Consider the following 17,203-nt stretch of genomic DNA (forward strand, 5'->3'; position numbering starts at 1 on the left):
GATGTCGGCCAATCTAGCCTCGATCCTCTACCTCGTCTCGGGCGTCCTGTTCATCCTGGCCCTGCGGGGCCTGTCGCACCCCACCACCTCCCGGCAGGGCAACCTCTACGGCATGGTGGGCATGGGGATCGCCATCCTCACCACCCTGTTCGTCTCGCCGCCCAACGGCTTCGGCGGCTGGGCGCTGGTGATCCTCGGCCTTGCCATCGGCGGCGGCATCGGTGCGGTGACCGCCCGGCGCGTGCCCATGACGGCCATGCCCCAGCTTGTCGCCGCCTTCCACTCCCTGGTGGGCCTCGCGGCGGTGCTGGTTGCGGCAGGCGCCCTCTATGCCCCGCAGGCCTTCGGCATCGGCACGGAGGGCACCATCCATGGCGGCTCGCTGTTCGAGATGGCGCTGGGCGTGGCCATCGGGGCCATCACCTTCACGGGCTCCGTCATCGCTTTCCTCAAGCTCGACGGGCGCATGTCCGGCAAGCCGATCATGCTGCCGAGCCGGCACCTGATCAATATCGGCCTGGGCCTCCTGCTGCTGGTGCTGCTCGTGGCCTTCATCCGCACCGAGAGCCACGCGGCCTTCTGGCTGATCGTGCTGGTCTCCTTCGTGCTCGGCGTCACGCTGATCATCCCCATCGGCGGCGCCGACATGCCGGTGGTGGTGTCGATGCTCAACTCGTATTCGGGCTGGGCGGCGGCGGGCATCGGCTTCACCCTGGGCAATCTCGCGCTGATCATCACCGGCGCCCTGGTGGGCTCCTCGGGGGCGATCCTGTCCTACATCATGTGCAAGGGCATGAACCGCTCCTTCATCTCCGTGATCCTCGGAGGCTTCGGCGGCGAAACCGCAGGGGCTGCCGCCGGCACGGTCGAGACCCGGCCGGTGAAGCAGGGCTCGGCGGATGACGCGGCCTTCATCATGAAGAACGCCTCCAAGGTCATCATCGTGCCGGGCTACGGCATGGCGGTGGCGCAGGCGCAGCACGCGCTGCGCGAGATGGCGGACGAACTGAAGGCGGAAGGCGTCGAGGTCAAATACGCGATCCACCCGGTGGCGGGCCGCATGCCGGGCCACATGAACGTGCTGCTCGCGGAAGCCAACGTGCCGTATGACGAGGTGTTCGAGCTCGAGGACATCAACGGCGAGTTCCCCCAGGCCGACGTGGCCTTCGTCATCGGCGCCAACGACGTGACCAACCCGGCCGCCAAGACCGACCCGGCCTCGCCGATCTTCGGCATGCCGATCCTCGACGTGGAGCGGGCGAAGACCGTACTGTTCATCAAGCGCGGCATGGGCTCCGGCTATGCGGGCGTGGAGAACGAACTGTTCTTCCGCGACAACACCATGATGCTCTTCGGCGATGCCAAGAAGGTGGTCGACGAGATCCTGAAGAACCTTTGATCATCGATCGGAGAAGCGCTTCATGCCCGGCCTTCGCGCCGGGCATTTTTATTCTCAATCGACATTTCCACTGTCATTCCGGGGCCGCGGAGCGGAGCCCGGAATGACAGCGATGCGGAGTATGAGGCGATGACGGCAGATGAGAAATCTGCTTTAACGCGACGCCTGACGCGCTCCAGCCGGATCCTCTCATGCCTTCCATCACCCTTCGCACCGCTCTTCCCGCCGACCGGAGCACCGTCGTCGAGCTGATCCACCAGCTCAATGTCTTCGAAGCCGATCTGGTCGGCGACCGTCGGCGCGACTACGCTGCGGCTGAGGAATATTACGATGAGCTGATGCAGCGTCTGTCCCGCCGCAACGGCCGCATCGTCCTGGCGGAGGCGGAGGGGATTACCATTGCCGCGATGGGATTCTCGCTCGATCAGGATGCGGCTTACGTGCTCGACGATGTGCGCAACCACGGCACGGTGACGGACCTGATCGTGCACAACGACTGGCGTGGGCAGGGCATCGGCCAGATGCTGCTGAACGAGGCCGAGCGCCTGACCCGGCAAGCCGGGCACAAGCGCCTCGTCATCGGAGCCCTCGTGGCCAACGAGCGGGCCGAGCGCACCTATCGCGCCTTCGGTTTCGAGCCTTACGTATCGATCCTGTCGAAGGAGCTGTGAGGAGGATAATATCAGGCTGACTTGCCACGTAGCTAGATTGTACAATATTATATTATTGCGACGGTGAATTTGCAGGCAAGGATTGCTTCTTTGAGATTTTCTCGAAGCTTAAGATCAGCTCTGACCGCGGCTGCTACATATTTCCTTTTACAGGGGCAGGCAAAGCTCGAAGCGAGTGAGCGGATTACCGAGGCCATGGCTCATGAGATGAGAGCGCTTGCCTTGGAAAACCTTCCCTCATTGATGTGCTCTGACGGTAAGTTTTGTGCGCCTGCGACAGAGAGCGAGTTAAAGCACCCTCCCATCTCTGTTGAAGACACTCGCAGAGCGATGTCCATCGGCCTCGTATCGGGCATAGCTGAGAAGTGCGGGATCGACTGGAACAAGAACTTCTTTGCTCCACTGATGAGACACTTTCGTCATCAAGTACGCATGAATGAGCGGCAGCTTGCCCTAATTTCCTTCGTTCATGGTGTTCAGCAATCCAGAGCCTTTAAATCAGCCACGAACGATATCTGCACGCCTGCCATGAAAGAGCGTTTGTCCAATTCTGTGGCTCGTTAGGTTTTGTGGCAGCGACACAGGCTGCGCGCTACTGCGCCTCACATGTCGATCCTGTCCAAGGAGCTGTGAGGCGCCGGATAGGCCTCCTCCCACGTCATCAGCATCCGCAGCCTCGGCCAGCGGGCTGGCCAGTCCTTCGCCATGACCCGCTCGCGATAGACGTCGATCTTGTGCCCGAAGACCGGTGCCGGCCTCACGATCAGGTTCAGGAGGTCGCCGACGCCATAGGGCGCCATCACCTCCACCCGCCCTCCCGTTGATCGAGCCGCAACAGCCGTGGCGGTCTCCGCCCAATGGGCGACGGCGGAGAGCGTATTGCGGTAGGGCGCATCCCCATTGCGCAGATGCATGCGGGCCTGGTTCTTCACGGACCAAGGGATGCCGGGCGCCAGGATGCGCAGCCGACGCTCGATCTCGGTCTCGCGCTGTTTCCGTGTGTCGTCAGGGCCGAAAAACAGCACGTCCACATCGGCAAGCCGCGTCACGTCGATCGCCCGTCCATGCAGCACGTCCCAGACGCTGTTGCGGACGAAGCCGGCGCCGATCCAGGCATCGGGAAGCCCGAGGCTCTCCAGATGGACGAGAAGCGCATGCGAGGCTGCATGCGCTTCGAGAATCCGTCCGATATCGGAGATCGTCCGCAGGGGAGGGGCGGGCTTCATGCCGCCGCTCTCCGGAAGCCTTCAGGAGCGGAACAGGCCGGCGACGCCGCCCTGCAGGCGGGACGAGCCCTGGCGGGCGACGCTGTTGCTGTTGTCGATGGTAAGAGCCCGCGAATAGCTCTCGAGGGCCTGAGACCGGTCGCCCTTGCGCTCCAGGGCCACGCCGCGCCACGCCCAGGAATTGGCGTCCTTGGGGTCGACGTTGAGGGCCGCGTTGAAGTCCTCGATGGCCTTGTCGTACTGGTTCGTCGCCACGAAGCTCTGGCCGCGGGCCGCGTAGGGCGCGCCCACGAAGGGGTTGCGGTCGATGGTGGCGTCGAAGTCGAGGATCGCCTGGGGATGCATGCCCTGGCGCTGGTAGAGCAGGCCGCGGGAATGGAGCGCTTCGGCCGATTCGGGCAGGAGGCGGGTAGCCGTGTTCAGGTCGCTGAGGGCTTCCTGGAACTGGTTCTGGGCCCGGTAGAGGTTGGCGCGGCCGATATAGGCCGGGCCGTAGTTCGGATCGGCCTGAATGGCGCGGGTGAAGTCGGCGAGCGCCTGGTCATTGCGGTTCGTCTGCCGCAGGGCGAGCGCTCGGTTCGCATAGGCCGGGGCGTAGTTCGGGTCGAGCTGCACCGCCTTGGTGAAGTCGGTCATCGCGCTGCTGTAATTGCCTACCCGGGCATAGGCCGCGCCGCGGGTGTTGTAGGCGCTCGGATCGTTCGGGTTGCGCTGGATCACGTCCGAGAGGGACGAGATGTTGACCGTGCTCGTGCCCTGCGTGTCCTCTTCCACCACGGCGATGCGCTGGGCAGGGCCGCTGCTCGTGGTGCCGCAGGCGGAGAGGCCGAGGGCAACAAGGGTCAGGCTCAAGGGGGCAAAACGGCGGATCGATGGGGCGAACACGTTCGTCTCCAGCTTCTTACTCAGTACCAGGAAGGCGGCACTCTGGCGGGAAATCCTTAACAGCCGTGAAACAAGGCATCAGAAAGGCATGGTGCCGGAGAATTCGTGCAGGAGCGTAGCATCGAGTCGCAGCAAACGAGGCCCTGGACATGCAAACAGCGCCCCGCTTGCGCGACGGGCGCTGATTCACAACCGATAGGCAAGGCCTCGAAAAGAGGCCTGCTCCGGAGAGCTTAGCGGGTCGTCGGGCGCGGCTTCGAAGGCAGCAGGCCTTCGCGCTGCATGCGCTTGCGGATCAGCTTGCGGGCGCGGCGAACGGCCTCAGCCTTCTCGCGGGCCTTCTTCTCGGACGGCTTCTCGTAATGGCCGCGAAGCTTCATCTCGCGGAAGATACCCTCACGCTGCATCTTCTTCTTGAGAGCGCGGAGCGCCTGATCGACGTTGTTATCCCGGACAAGAACCTGCACGCGAATTCCTCGTATTTGAACCGTTTCGATTGTGATAAATAACAAAGGAGGCGCGTCAGGCGCACCTCTATCTGGCCGGCGTCAGTATCAGAAGGAGCCTTGCCTGTCCAGGGTTGCCCCTCAAGAAAAGCGCCGGGCCAAGGAACCAACGGCCGGGTCTCGAAAAGGTTCAGTCCCGCTCCGGGAAAACCCGCGTCACATGCCCCATCTTGCGGCCTGCGCGGGCCTCGGCCTTGCCGTAGAGGTGCAGATGCGCGCCCGGCTCGGCCAGGATTTCCTCCCAGGCATCCGCATCGTGCCCGATCAGGTTCTTCATCTCGACCCGACCGAGACGGGCTGTGCTCCCTAAGGGCCAGCCGCAGACGGCCCGCACATGCTGCTCGAACTGCGACGTCGCGGCGCCGCCCAGGGTCCAATGCCCTGAATTGTGCACCCGCGGGGCGATCTCGTTCACCACGAGGCGCTCGCGCCCGCCTTCCGTCACCAGGAATATCTCGACCGCCAGCACGCCCACGTAGTCCAGGGCCTCGGCGATGGCGCGGGCGATGCGGATGGCCTGCTCCTCCGTGTCCCGCGAGACGCCGGCCGGCACCCGGGTGGTGTCCAGGATGTGGTGACTGTGCTCGTTCGCACACAGATCGTAGGCCGCGAATGCCCCTGATGCGGTGCGGGCGGCAACCACCGAGACCTCGCGCTCGAAGGGCACGAAGCCCTCGACGATGGCGGAGGCGCGGCCGATCTCCGCCCAGGCGGCGGCTGCATCGGTGTCGGGCCGGATCATCACCTGTCCCTTGCCGTCATAGCCGAAGCGACGGGTCTTGAGCACGGCGGGCCGGCCGATGCGCTCCAGGGTCTCGATGAGCTCGGCCTCGTCCGAGAAGGCCGCGAAGGGAGCAACGTCGATCCCTAGCCCTGAGATGAAGCTCTTTTCCAGGAACCGGTCCTGCGACACGGCCAGCGCCTGGGCATTGGGGGCCAGCAGGGTATGGGTGCTCAAGGTCGAGGCGGTCTCGCTCGGCACGTTCTCGAATTCGTACGTCACCACGTCCACAGCCTTGGCGAAGCGCACCAGGTTCGCCTCGTCCTCGTAGGCCGCGATGGTGCACTCGGCCGCCACCTCGAAGGCCGGGCTGTTCTCGTCCGGGGAGTAGACATGGGTTTTCAGGCCCAGCTGCGCCGCCGCCATGGCGATCATGCGGCCGAGCTGGCCGCCGCCGAGGATGCCGAGGGTGCAGCCGGGGCGGATCATGCGCGTGTCAACTCTCATCGGAAGGGCGCTCGGCCACGCCCTCGCTCTGGCGCTTGCGCCATGAATCGAGGCGCTCGGCGAGCTCAGGGTCGTGGAGGGCGAGCACCGCGGCGGCAAGCAGCGCCGCATTGACGGCCCCGGCCCGGCCGATGGCGAGGGTCCCGACCGGGATGCCGGCGGGCATCTGCACGATGGAGAGCAGGCTGTCCTGACCAGACAGGGCTTTGGATTCCACCGGCACGCCGAAGACCGGCAGGGGCGTCATGGCGGCAGTCATACCGGGAAGATGGGCCGCGCCTCCGGCGCCCGCGATGATGACCTGGAAGCCGTCAGCCTTGGCATTCTTGGCGAAGGCATAGAGCCGATCGGGGGTGCGATGGGCGGACACGATGCGGGCTTCGTAAGGAATGCCCAGCGCTTCCAGCGTCTCGGCGGCGTGGCGCATGGTGGCCCAGTCGGACTGGCTGCCCATGATGATGGCAATGGGGTTTCCCGCCATGGCGTGGCTCCGGCTTCAAGGCCTTCTGTATCCAGCCGGAATAGCGAAGGCTCCCCTGGCAGGCAAGGGCGATCCGGGCCCTTGAGACCGGAATTCTCAGGCGATGATGTCAGGGGTGAGCTGGTCTTCAAGCCGAATGATCTGGTCCTTGAGGGAAAGCTTGCGCTTCTTCAGGCGCTGGACCTGCAGCTGGTCGCCGGCGACCATGCTCTCCAGAGCGTCGATCGCCATGTCGAGATCGCGGTGTTCCTGCTTGAGGCGGGCCAATTCCGCTTCCAGTTCAGCCAATTCGGTCATTGAAAAATTCCAGAGCATCGGACCCTTAAAGTGGTCTCCGCCTGAGGGATCGATCCGATGCTCAATCCCCCGAGCGGCGCATCGTCGGGCGCGGACCCAGAGGGCCGCGTCAGCGAAAACCGGATCCACTTTTCCGCACGATGCGCTAGACGCCAAGCCGCCTATGGAGGCCGGGCGAAGAGGAGCGGAAGTATGCTCTGCGGGTTTCTGGAGAGCAAGATCGCTCAAGCATCTTCTACTCGCGATTCTTCGAATTTCGCCTTCGACTCGCCACACTCTCTCTGCCACAATATCCGGGTCAGAGATCACATAGGAGGAACTGACATGCCGCTGCAGAATCACCTGACGGAACTGGAACGGAAGCATCGGGCTCTCGAGCGCGAGATCCAGGACACCCTCAACCGACCCTCCGCAGATGACATCAGGCTGGCAGAACTCAAGCGAAGGAAGCTTCAGCTCAAGGACGAGATCACACGGCTGAGAAGCTCCGAATCGGCGGTGCACTAGCCGCGCCTTTCCTCAACTTTCCCACCCTCGAGAAGCCGTCGCTTCACCCCGAAGCGGCGGCTTTTGCTTGGCCCCTTCAGAGAAGTGCGCGGGCCCCGTCATAGACGAGCTTGGCCCCCACGAAGACCAGCAGCACATAGACGGCCGTATAGAAGAGCTGGCCGGAGACGCGCCGCACCAGCAGCACCCCGGCCCAGGTAGAGCCGATCGCCACGGGAAAGAGGGCTCCGGCCGTCGCCATGTTCTCGGCCGTCATCTGGCCCAGCGCCAGATAGGGCGGCACCTTGATCCAGTTGATGAGCGCGAACACGACCGCACCCGTGCCGACGAAGACGTCGCGCGGCAGGCGCTGGGGCATCACGTAGATCTGGAAGGGCGGGCCGCCCGCATGGGCGATCATGCTGGTAAAGCCCGTCACCCAGCCCCAGAATATTCCGCGCGGCACGTCGGCGGTCGTCGCTTTCGGCTCCCGTCCGCCCCGCTCCAGCACAAGGCGCCGGATGGCGAAGGCGATGGAGATCAACCCGACGGCGAGCTTGATCGCCGCGTCCGACACCTGAGCCGCCAGGAGATAGCCGGTGAGAATTCCCGAGGTGGCGCCCACCACCAGGATCGCGACGTTGCGCCGGTCCCAGGTGTACCGGTAGGCCCAGACCGAGACCACGTCCTGGACGATCAGGATCGGCAGGGTGATGGCCGCCGCCTGCACGGGCGAGACCACCAGGGCCATGAGCGGCAGGGAGAGCATGCCAAGGCCCGAGAAGCCGCCCTTGGCTAGCCCTAAGAGCGTCACGGCCGGAATGGCGGCGGCATAGAAGAGAGGGTCGGTAATCACATGGGAACTCGCCGAAAGCAGGACTCGCCGAAAGTCTCCGCTGACCACGACGCCACTGCCTGCTACCACAGCAGCCGCTTCAAGTCTCATGCAGTGAACGCAACGGGGAAACGCCATGTCATCGACCCAAAGCCGCTATCATGAGGTCTATGCCGGCTGGAAAGCCGACCCGGAAGGATTTTGGGCGGAGGCCGCGCGGGAGATCGACTGGATCAAGCCTGCCGAGAAGGTCTTCGATGCCACGGCAGGGGCTTACGGCACCTGGTTCACGGGAGCGCTCTGCAACACCTGCTACAACGCCGTCGACCGGCATGCGGCCACCCGCGGCGATCAGGCGGCCATCATCTACGACAGCCCAGTCACGGACTCCAAGCGGAGCATCTCCTATGCCGAGCTGCGGGACGAGGTGGCGACGCTCGCCGCCGTGCTGCAGGACATGGGCATCCGGAAGGGCGACCGCGTCGTCATCTACATGCCGATGATCCCCGAGGCGGCGTTCGCCATGCTGGCCTGCGCCCGCATCGGCGCCATCCACTCGGTGGTGTTCGGCGGCTTCGCCGCGAAGGAGCTTGCCACCCGCATCGACGATGCCAAGCCCAAGGCGATCCTTTCGGCTTCCTGCGGCATCGAGGGCGCCCGCACGATTTCCTATAAGCCGCTCCTGGACGAGGCGATCACGCTCTCCGCCTCGAAGCCCGATGCCTGCCTCGTCTACCAGCGGCCGCAATGCGAGGCTTCCCTCGTCGAGGGCCGCGACCTGGACTGGCAGAAGGCGGTTGCAAGCGCCCGTGAGGCCGGAAAGCAGGCCGAATGCGTGCCGGTCGCCTCCACCGATCCGCTCTACGTGCTCTACACCTCGGGCACCACCGGTAAGCCGAAAGGTGTGGTGCGCGACAACGGCGGCCACATGGTCGCGCTGAAATGGTCCATGGGGAACTTCTTTGGCGTTAAGCCCGGCGAGGTCTTCTGGGCCGCTTCCGACGTGGGTTGGGTGGTCGGCCATTCCTACATCGTCTACGGCCCGCTGCTGCATGGCTGCACGGCGATCCTCTACGAGGGCAAGCCCGTGGGCACGCCCGATGCCGGCGCCTATTGGCGGGTGATCGCCGACCATGGGATCGTGACCCTGTTCACGGCGCCGACCGCCTTCCGGGCGATCAAGAAGGAGGATCCCAGCGCGGATCTCCTGAAGAAGTACGCCCTCTCGGCCTTCCGCGCCCTGTTCCTGGCCGGAGAGCGGGCGGACCCCGACACGGTGAAATGGGCCGAGGATATCCTGCAGGTTCCGGTCATCGACCATTGGTGGCAGACGGAGACGGGCTGGCCGGTGGTCGGCAACCCACTGGGCTTAGGAGCCCTTCCGGTCAAGCACGGCTCGCCCACGGTGCCTTTGCCTGGCTACACGGTGCAGGTGCTGGACGAAGGCGGCAAGCCGGTCCCTCCCGGCACCATGGGGGCCATCGTCATCAAGCTGCCGCTTCCTCCCGGCGCCCTGCCGACCCTCTGGCAGGCGGAGGAGCGGTTCAGGCAAGCCTATCTCTCCGTCTATCCCGGCTACTACAACACGTCGGACGCGGGCTATATCGACGAGGACGGCTATGTCTGGGTCATGGGCCGCACGGACGACATCATCAACGTCGCCGGCCATCGCCTCTCGACGGGCGGCATGGAGGAGGTCCTGGCCTCCCATCCAGCCGTTGCCGAATGCGCCGTCATCGGCGTGAAGGATGCGCTCAAAGGCGAGGTGCCCTGCGGCTTCGTGGTGCTGAAATCCGGCGTGCAGAAGAATCCCGAGGAGATCGAGAAGGACCTCATCGGCCTCGTGCGCGAGAAGATCGGGCCCGTCGCCGCGTTCAAGCTCGCCATCACCGTGCCGCGGCTGCCCAAGACCCGCTCGGGCAAGATCCTGCGCGGCACCATGAAGAAGATCGCCGACGGCGATCCCTGGACCACGCCCGCCACCATCGACGATCCGATCATCCTCGAGGAAATCGGGGACGTGCTGCGGGCAAGGGGGCTGGCGGGCTGAGGTTGCCAAGCGTCATCCCGAACGCCGCAGGCGATCCAGGACCGGGTGCAGGATCAAGCGCTGGAAACTCAACACTGTCATCCCCGCGCAGGCGGGGATCCATAACCACGACTTTGCAGGACAGGGCGATCAGCGTCCCACCTCGTTCTGCATCGTCAGTGGTTATGGATCCCGGGCTCTGCTTCGCAGCCCCGGGATGACAGAGTTGGACTGGTTTGAATGACCCCGGATCGTCGCTGCGCTCCGTCCGGGCTGACAGAATAGGAAGCAAAAAAGGCCCGGATCGCTCCGGGCCTTGTGTTGTGAGGCTTATTCCTCGTCTTCGTCGTCGCGCTTGAGCGTCTTGAGCTTGGCGAAGACCGAGTTGACGTCGATGGTTTCTTCCTGGGCCGGCTTCGGGCGGCTCATGTCGGTGAAGGGGTCGACGGGCCGCTCGGGGGCCGTGGAGACTTCCGCCGGCATCAGGGTGCCGCCATGGTCCTGAGTCTCCACCTGCGGACGGTCCTTGGCGGCGCGCTGCACCTCGAAGTCGAGATCGATCTGCGAGCACAGGCCCAGGGTCACGGGATCCATGGGGGTGAGGCTTGCCGAGTTCCAGTGGGTGCGGTCGCGGACCTGCTGGATCGTGGTCTTGGTGGTGCCCACCAGCCGCATGATCTGCGCGTCCTTGAGTTCCGGATGGTTGCGCACCAGCCAGAGGATCGCGTTCGGACGGTCGTGGCGGCGGGAGACCGGGGTGTAGCGCGGGCCCTTCTTGACCCGCTTCTGCTCGGGCAGCTTCACCCGCGATTCGGCCAGGCGCAGACGGTGGTTCGGGTCCCCTTGCGCCTTCTCGATCTCATCGCGGGTCAGCTGCCCCGTCGTGATCGGGTCGGAGCCCTTGATGCCGGCCGCCACTTCGCCGTCGGCGATGCCCTTCACCTCGAGCGGGTGGAGCTTGCAGAAATCGGCGATCTGGTCGAACGACAGCGACGTATTCTCGACGAGCCAAACGGCTGTCGCCTTCGGCATCAGCGGTCCCTGGGACATGTAAGCGAACCTCCTTCAGGCCGGGCGCCGGACATTTCGGCGCCGCACGGCAAAACTCTCTTGCGCTCCGAACCGGTGCGGACCGGAGCATCTCGTCTCACGATGTGAGGGAAACGGGATGATTATAGGGATCGTGCCGCGATGTTGCAAATTTTTGAGCATCGGCCCCAAAAGTGGAAAGCACTTTCGGGATCCGTCCGATGCCAATTCTTTAAGTGGCGCATCAACGATGCGCTAGAGGGTCAATACGATCTTCCCGATGTGCTCGCCCCCGTCCATGCGGGCATGAGCCTTGGCCACGTCCTCGAAGGCGAAGGTCGAATCCATGACCGGCCGGCAGCGCCCCTGGGCGAGGAGGGGCCACACCTTGTCCTCGAGGGCGCGGGCGATGACCGCCTTTTCCGCCGGCGAGCGGGGGCGCAGGGTCGAACCCGTATGGGTCAGCCGCTTGACCATCAGGCGGCGGAAATCGACCTCGGCCTTGGGGCTCGCCAGGAAGGCGATCTGCACGATCCGACCGTCCTGGGCCGCCGCGTCATAATTGCGGGCAATGTAGTCGCCGCCCACCATGTCCAGGATCAGGTCCGCGCCGCGGCCGCCGGTGGCCTCCTTCACGGCCTGGACGAAATCCTCGTTCCGATAATTGATCGCAAGGTCGGCGCCGAGCCGCAGGCAGGCGTCGCATTTGTCCCGGGTTCCGGCCGTGGCGATCACCGTGGCGCCGAAGGCCTTGGCGAGCTGGATCGCCGTGGTGCCGATGCCGGAGGTGCCGCCATGGACCAGGAAGGTCTCGCCGGCCTGAAGGCGGCCGCGGTCGAATACGTTGGTCCAGACGGTGAAGTAGGTTTCCGGAATCGCTCCGGCCTCCTCGTAGGACAGGCCTGGGGGAATGGGCAGGGCGTTGTGCTCATGAACGATCGCGTACTCTGCATAGCCCCCGCCCGGCACCAGGGCCATGACGGGCTCGCCCATGGAGAAGCGCGCGGCATGGGAACCGAGGGCCTCCACGTCGCCTGCGATCTCAAGCCCGAGAATGTCCGGCGCTCCGGGCGGCGGCGGATAGCCGCCCTGGCGCTGGATCACGTCGGGCCGGTTCACGCCCGCCGCCTTCACGCGCACCAGGATTTCACCGTCTCCAGGCCGGGGGACAGGGCGCTGCACGACCTTGAGGACTTCCGGTCCGCCGCTTCCTTCTGCAACGACGGCGCGCATCATGTCCGGAGTCTGCCCCATTTTTCCCTCCTTTGGTCAACACTCTCCCGGGATATAGGCTCCGTTGGCAGGGAATACATGCCGGATTAACGTCACGATCAACCTTGAAGAGGAGAATGCCATGGCCCTCGATCCCTTCGCCGAAGAACCGCGCCGCATCGTCAGCGGACACGAAATCGGCCAGGACCTCTCGATGCTCTCCATCGATGAGCTCGACGAGCGTGTCGGCATGCTCGAGCGGGAGATTGCCCGCCTCAAGGAGGCGAGGGCCAAAAAGGAAAGCTCCCTTGCCGAGGCGAGCGCCTTCTTCAAGCTCGGCCAGGCCTAGGGGTGCTTAACCGCGTATTAACCATTCTCGCGGATGATTGACGGCATCCAGGTCTCTCTGGATGCCGAGTGGCTTAGACGCCCACTCTGTTTGACGCTTCCCTGTTAGACTTCAAGAGCCGCCATGAGCGGCTCAATTTTTTGGAGGATCGGGCCCAGCGGTGATCGGCACCTCTGGGATCGGTCCGATGCTTGGCCCTTCGACTTGCCCGTCGTTCGGCCCGTCGGGTCCACCCGATGCACAGGCTTAACCTTAAGAAGAGGTTACCGAGGCAAGTCTTCCCGGACCGTCCTATAATCCCTTCATGAGTTGTAGCCCTTCGCCCCTGGCGGAGGACAGGTCTTTGGGAGAGACGCGTGAACGAGCCCGACGTGATCCAGCTTGGTGTCGATCCTGTCCGGTTCGGGCAGAGCTTCGTGGGGTCGGAAGCCTTCAGGGCCCTGTTCCAGGAGGGCATGGAGCTGATCGAGGAAACGGCTGCCTATCTCGACGGCCCGGGCCGGGAGGAGTCCCGGCACCTGGAGCGCCAGACGAGCCTCGTCTATGCCAGCGAGAGCATGCGGCTCACCACCCGCCTGATGCAGGTCGCCTCGTGGCTCCTGCTGCAGCGGGCGGTCGCGGAAGGGGAAATCTCTCCCGATCAGGCCCAGAACGAGAAGAACAGGGTTCGCCTGAACTCGTCGGAGACCACGACAAGCATCGGCGAGTACGAGGCCCTCCCGGAGCGCCTGCGGGAGCTCATGGGGCTCGCGACCCGTCTCCACGCCCGAATCCTCCATCTGGAGCGCCTCATGTCGGAGACCGGCCCGGCTCCCCGGCCGGCGGCGGCCAATCCGATTGCGGCCCAGCTCGGCATGCTCCAGAGGGCATTCGGACCGGTAGAATGAGAGGCAACGAAAAAGCCCCGCCGAAGCGGGGCTTTTTGCAAATCCGATGTGAAGCGACCGGCGCCTAGCGCCCGCTTACTTCTTGGCGCCGATGCCCAGGCCGCCGAACTTCGAGTTGAAGCGCGACACGCGGCCGCCACGGTCGAGCAGCTGCTGCGTACCGCCGGTCCAGGCCGGATGAGTGCTCGGGTCGATGTCGAGGTTGAGGGTGTCGCCCTCTTTGCCGTAGGTCGAGCGGGTCGTGTACTCGGTGCCGTTGGTCAGGACCACCTTGATGAAGTGGTAGTCGGGGTGATCGGTGTCTTTGCGCGCCATTGCCATAGTCCTTCTCGCGGCCAGCCAAGTCTGGTCAGCCCGCAATGTGAGATCGAGCCTGAATTGATGAATGCGCGCCTATACCTCACTTAAGTGGTTGAAACAAGCCGGGGCAAAGGTGCTAAACCGTCCCGGAGCACTTTTCAGCAAGATGGATCTGGTTCGCTGCAGAAAATTGAGACAGCTCAAAAGACAAAGGCGGATTCCATGCCAATGGAAACAGCCCACACCGTGATTTCCGTCAACGAAGGCTGACATGGCCGATTTGCCCTCCGCCCAATCTCGCCCCAAGGCTGCTCTGAGCGCCCTGAAGCCGCTCGTTCCATACGGCCTCGCTTACAAGGGCAGGATCGCCGCGGCGCTGGGGGCTCTCATCCTGGCTTCCGCGGCCACCCTCGTCGTCCCCATCGCCGTGCGCCGGGTGATCGATTTCGGCTTCTCGGAGCAGGGCCGGGACTACATCAACGTCTATTTCGTCCTTCTGATCGTCGTCGTTGGCGTGCTCGCCCTGGCCAGCGCGCTTCGCTACTACTGCGTCATCACGCTGGGCGAGCGGGTGGTGGCCGATCTGCGTTCCGCCGTGTTCCGGCACCTGACCTCCCTCGATCCGGCCTTCTTCGACCAGACCAAGAGCGGCGAGATCGTCTCGCGGCTCACCGCCGACACCACCCAGGTCAAGGCGGCTTTCGGGGTGACCATCTCCATCGCCCTGCGCAACCTGTTCCTGTTCCTGGGCGCGACCGTGCTCATGATCATCACGAGTCCCAAGCTCTCGGCTCTCGTGCTGCTCGCCATTCCGGTTATCGTCCTGCCCCTGGTGTTCTCGGGCCGGGCCGTGCGGCGGCGGTCGCGGGCGGCGCAGGATCGCCTGGCCGACGCCTCGGCCTATGCGGCGGAGGCCGTCGGAGCCGTGCGCACCATGCAGGCCTTCGGCATGGAGAGCATCACCGCGTCCCGCTTCGCCGCCGCCGCCGAGGAGGCGTTCGGGGCGGCCCGGCTCTCCACCACCATGCGGGCTTTTCTCACGGGCGCCGGCATCTTCCTGGTCTCGGCGAGCGTCGTGGCCGTGCTCTGGTACGGCGCCCAGGATGTGCTGGCGGGCACCATGACGGGCGGTCGGCTATCGCAGTTCGTCCTCTATGCGGTCTTTGCCGCAAGCTCCCTCGGCCAGCTCTCGGAGGTTTATGGCGAACTCGCCCAGGCGGCCGGCGCGGCGGAGCGGTTGGGCGAAATTCTCGCCACCAAACCCGCCATCGAGCCGCCGCGCCATCCGAGACCCCTCCCGAACCCGCCCCTGGGCACGGTGTCGTTCAAGGACGTGCATTTCGCCTATCCGACCCGCTCCGAGCAGCGGGCTCTCCATGGCCTCAGCCTGACGGTAAGCTCCGGCGAGAGGGTTGCCATCGTCGGGCCGTCAGGTGCCGGCAAGAGCACGATCCTGCAGCTGCTCCTGCGCTTCTACGATCCGCAGGGCGGCACGATCTGGGTCGACGGGGTTCCCATCAGCGAGGCCGATCCCTCCAGCTTACGCGCGCGTATGGCCCTCGTGCCGCAGGAGCCGACGATCTTTGCCACGAGCGTCCTCGACAACATCCGCTACGGGAGGCCTGAGGCCACGGAGGACGATGTGCTCCGCGCTGCCGAGCTCGCCTCCGCCGACGGCTTCATCCGGGCTCTGCCCCAGGGCTATCGGACCATGATCGGTGAGCGCGGCGTGACCCTCTCCGGCGGCCAGCGCCAGCGCCTCGCCATCGCCCGCGCCATCCTGAAGGACGCGCCGATCCTGCTCCTCGACGAGGCCACCTCGGCCCTGGATGCGGAGAGCGAGCGCAAGGTTCAAGGAGCCCTCGACCGGTTGATGGAAGGCCGCACCACCCTCGTCATCGCCCATCGTCTCGCCACCGTCCGCTCCGCCGACCGCATCCTCGTCATGGACCAGGGCCGGATCGTCGAAGAGGGGACCCACGAGTCCCTGCTCGCCCAGAGTGGCCTCTACGCGCGGCTCGCGCGGCTCCAGTTCACGAGCGAGCGGGAGCACAACGAGGCTGCGGAATAGGCGTTTTCCGTCGAAAGATTTCGCCGCGATGGCTGACATTCCATCGCCCGCTCCCATCTGATCAGCTTGCGTACAGGATCAAGCCTAAGGATCGGCCGGGAGGGCGGCATGGTCATGAGCAAGAGACATCCTCAGGATTCGTCCCGCATCAACATCCACGAGCCCTGGGACCTCCAGTATTGGTCCGACCGCTGGCACGTCCCGCGCCGGCAGGTGGTCGAGGCGATCTGGCGCGTCGGCGATCAGGTTAAGGACGTCGCTCAAGCTTTAGGCAAGCTCTAGAGGGCGGGTCTCTTTGGTTAAAAACGGAATACCTGAAGGGAAAATTCGTATCAGATCTAGGCAGATAATCTAATTACAATCAAGGAAAGTTTAGATGCAAACATTGATATACGTATTAATACCTAAAGAATATATTCAATAATCTTTATGGTCCTTGGTTAAACTCTCATTTACTTATCTATTCGATGGTCTCGTCGCCTGAATATTGCGTGCCAGGGGGGCGCGCGCCTCCCGCGGCGATGCGGGCAGGCCACTGAAAGACGATGCGTTTCCTCAATAATCTTAGGCTGATGATCAAGCTGGCTATTCCAGCCACAATCTTTGTCGTCATCACCATCGGTTTGGTTGTTATCGCTGAGCGTGGCCTCTCGGCTCTGTCTGCTGACATGAAAGAACTGGCAGAAGTCGAGGCTGCGCGTCTCACGACGATCCTAAAGATTAATTCTTCAGTGAATGAGGCCAGCATCCAGGAGAAGAACCTGATCATCTATTCATTCTCCGAACTGGACAAGATGAGGAGCGCCGAGAAGGTCTACGGGCAGTACAAGGACCAAGTCCTGCAACTCGTCGACCAGCTGGTCGCCCTGTCCGGTTCACCTGAACGCCGCGCCATCAATGAGAACGTCAAGGCGGAAGTCGTGAAGTACTTCTCCCTGTTGGATAAGAGCATCGCGTCTGGTCTGAAGGATGACGATACGTCAGCGCTCAAGATCTCGAATGGTGAGGGGCGTGATCTTCGTATCAGCCTCCGGAACCTTCTGAAGGATCGCGTTGACGCCAACGAGAAGGCGCTTGCTCAGGCTGGCTACGAGGCTGAGGCACTGGCTTCCAGCACTGCTACGACCCTGATGGCTTCCTCTGCCATCGGCATTCTCCTGGCTGTTGCACTGCTCAGTTCAATCGTGATCTTCGCCGTTGTCCGCCCTCTGAACGGGATGACGTCTGCGATGGGCCGTCTGGCCGAGGGCGATCTGGACGTGAGCGTCACGGGCACGGAGCGCCGGGATGAGGTGGGCCTGCTCGCCCGCTC

19 protein-coding genes are annotated in these 17,203 nt (G+C 64.1%); 9 read left to right on the plus strand and 10 right to left on the minus strand.

Features of this window, described 5'->3' with window-relative positions:
• Position 1: 1 nt before the first annotated feature.
• Both AC0QTX_RS14095 and AC0QTX_RS14100 read left to right on the plus strand, forming a co-directional pair.
• A complete protein-coding gene (locus AC0QTX_RS14095) occupies positions 2-1,399 on the plus strand; it encodes an NAD(P)(+) transhydrogenase (Re/Si-specific) subunit beta (protein WP_474604448.1) in 1,398 nt (465 codons plus the stop codon).
• Between the two features lie 191 nt (positions 1,400-1,590).
• A complete protein-coding gene (locus tag AC0QTX_RS14100) occupies positions 1,591-2,070 on the plus strand; it encodes an N-acetyltransferase family protein (RefSeq protein WP_474604449.1) in 480 nt (159 codons plus the stop codon).
• Between the two features lie 602 nt (positions 2,071-2,672).
• Here AC0QTX_RS14100 and AC0QTX_RS14105 read toward each other — a convergent pair.
• The 6 genes from AC0QTX_RS14105 to AC0QTX_RS14130 form a co-directional block, all read right to left on the minus strand.
• Positions 2,673-3,296, minus strand: a complete 624-nt coding sequence (locus tag AC0QTX_RS14105) for a nucleotidyltransferase family protein (protein ID WP_474604450.1) — start codon at positions 3,294-3,296, stop codon at positions 2,673-2,675.
• A 21-nt stretch (positions 3,297-3,317) separates the two neighbouring features.
• Entirely contained in the window at positions 3,318-4,181 is an 864-nt protein-coding gene (locus AC0QTX_RS14110) for a tetratricopeptide repeat protein (RefSeq protein WP_474604451.1), read from the minus strand.
• Positions 4,182-4,414: 233 nt separating this feature from the next.
• Complete coding sequence (rpsU, locus tag AC0QTX_RS14115) at positions 4,415-4,648, minus strand: 30S ribosomal protein S21 (protein ID WP_036355008.1); 234 nt, start codon at positions 4,646-4,648, stop codon at positions 4,415-4,417.
• Between the two features lie 169 nt (positions 4,649-4,817).
• Positions 4,818-5,915 carry a 5-(carboxyamino)imidazole ribonucleotide synthase gene (locus AC0QTX_RS14120; RefSeq protein ID WP_474604452.1) on the minus strand — a complete coding sequence of 366 codons (1,098 nt, stop codon included), beginning with the start codon at positions 5,913-5,915 and terminating at the stop codon, positions 4,818-4,820.
• The gene (gene purE, locus AC0QTX_RS14125) at positions 5,905-6,396 is read right to left on the minus strand and encodes a 5-(carboxyamino)imidazole ribonucleotide mutase (protein ID WP_474604453.1); all 492 of its coding nucleotides are present in this window, start codon (positions 6,394-6,396) and stop codon (positions 5,905-5,907) included. Before purE ends, AC0QTX_RS14120 begins: the two co-directional genes overlap by 11 nt.
• A gap of 96 nt (positions 6,397-6,492) precedes the next feature.
• The gene (locus AC0QTX_RS14130; RefSeq protein WP_036355000.1) at positions 6,493-6,693 is read right to left on the minus strand and encodes a YdcH family protein; all 201 of its coding nucleotides are present in this window, start codon (positions 6,691-6,693) and stop codon (positions 6,493-6,495) included.
• 324 nt (positions 6,694-7,017) lie between these two features.
• Between AC0QTX_RS14130 and AC0QTX_RS14135 the strand changes: the two genes are divergently transcribed.
• Complete coding sequence (locus tag AC0QTX_RS14135) at positions 7,018-7,200, plus strand: YdcH family protein (RefSeq protein ID WP_474604454.1); 183 nt, start codon at positions 7,018-7,020, stop codon at positions 7,198-7,200.
• A 76-nt stretch (positions 7,201-7,276) separates the two neighbouring features.
• Here AC0QTX_RS14135 and AC0QTX_RS14140 read toward each other — a convergent pair whose 3' ends face one another.
• Positions 7,277-8,035 (minus strand): sulfite exporter TauE/SafE family protein, encoded by a 759-nt coding sequence (locus AC0QTX_RS14140; protein ID WP_474604455.1) that lies wholly within the window; start codon positions 8,033-8,035, stop codon positions 7,277-7,279.
• Between the two features lie 115 nt (positions 8,036-8,150).
• On the opposite strand from AC0QTX_RS14140, the gene AC0QTX_RS14145 reads away from it, so the two are divergent.
• Positions 8,151-10,064, plus strand: coding sequence for a propionyl-CoA synthetase (locus tag AC0QTX_RS14145; RefSeq protein ID WP_474604456.1), 1,914 nt, complete (start codon positions 8,151-8,153; stop codon positions 10,062-10,064).
• Positions 10,065-10,373: 309 nt separating this feature from the next.
• Here the strand turns inward: AC0QTX_RS14145 and AC0QTX_RS14150 are convergent, their stop codons facing one another.
• Complete coding sequence (locus AC0QTX_RS14150; protein ID WP_474604457.1) at positions 10,374-11,093, minus strand: DUF1013 domain-containing protein; 720 nt, start codon at positions 11,091-11,093, stop codon at positions 10,374-10,376.
• 234 nt (positions 11,094-11,327) lie between these two features.
• Positions 11,328-12,326, minus strand: a complete 999-nt coding sequence (locus tag AC0QTX_RS14155; protein WP_474604458.1) for an NAD(P)H-quinone oxidoreductase — start codon at positions 12,324-12,326, stop codon at positions 11,328-11,330.
• A 100-nt stretch (positions 12,327-12,426) separates the two neighbouring features.
• Between AC0QTX_RS14155 and AC0QTX_RS14160 the strand changes: the two genes are divergently transcribed.
• Positions 12,427-12,633 carry a DUF1192 domain-containing protein gene (locus tag AC0QTX_RS14160; RefSeq protein ID WP_474604459.1) on the plus strand — a complete coding sequence of 69 codons (207 nt, stop codon included), beginning with the start codon at positions 12,427-12,429 and terminating at the stop codon, positions 12,631-12,633.
• A 356-nt stretch (positions 12,634-12,989) separates the two neighbouring features.
• Positions 12,990-13,520 carry a protease adaptor protein RcdA gene (gene rcdA, locus AC0QTX_RS14165; RefSeq protein WP_474604460.1) on the plus strand — a complete coding sequence of 177 codons (531 nt, stop codon included), beginning with the start codon at positions 12,990-12,992 and terminating at the stop codon, positions 13,518-13,520.
• Positions 13,521-13,595: 75 nt separating this feature from the next.
• On the opposite strand, the gene rpmE is transcribed toward rcdA, so the two are convergent.
• Positions 13,596-13,835 carry a 50S ribosomal protein L31 gene (gene rpmE, locus AC0QTX_RS14170; protein WP_474604461.1) on the minus strand — a complete coding sequence of 80 codons (240 nt, stop codon included), beginning with the start codon at positions 13,833-13,835 and terminating at the stop codon, positions 13,596-13,598.
• A 256-nt stretch (positions 13,836-14,091) separates the two neighbouring features.
• Between rpmE and AC0QTX_RS14175 the strand changes: the two genes are divergently transcribed.
• From AC0QTX_RS14175 to AC0QTX_RS14185, 3 genes are all read left to right on the plus strand, one after another.
• Positions 14,092-15,891, plus strand: a complete 1,800-nt coding sequence (locus AC0QTX_RS14175; protein WP_474604462.1) for an ABC transporter transmembrane domain-containing protein — start codon at positions 14,092-14,094, stop codon at positions 15,889-15,891.
• A 114-nt stretch (positions 15,892-16,005) separates the two neighbouring features.
• Positions 16,006-16,173, plus strand: coding sequence for a DUF3606 domain-containing protein (locus tag AC0QTX_RS14180; protein WP_474604463.1), 168 nt, complete (start codon positions 16,006-16,008; stop codon positions 16,171-16,173).
• Positions 16,174-16,436: 263 nt separating this feature from the next.
• The coding region (locus AC0QTX_RS14185) for a HAMP domain-containing protein (RefSeq protein WP_474604464.1) at positions 16,437-17,203 on the plus strand (767 nt) is incomplete at its 3' end.

Source organism: Microvirga sp. jy35 (genome assembly GCF_056148915.1).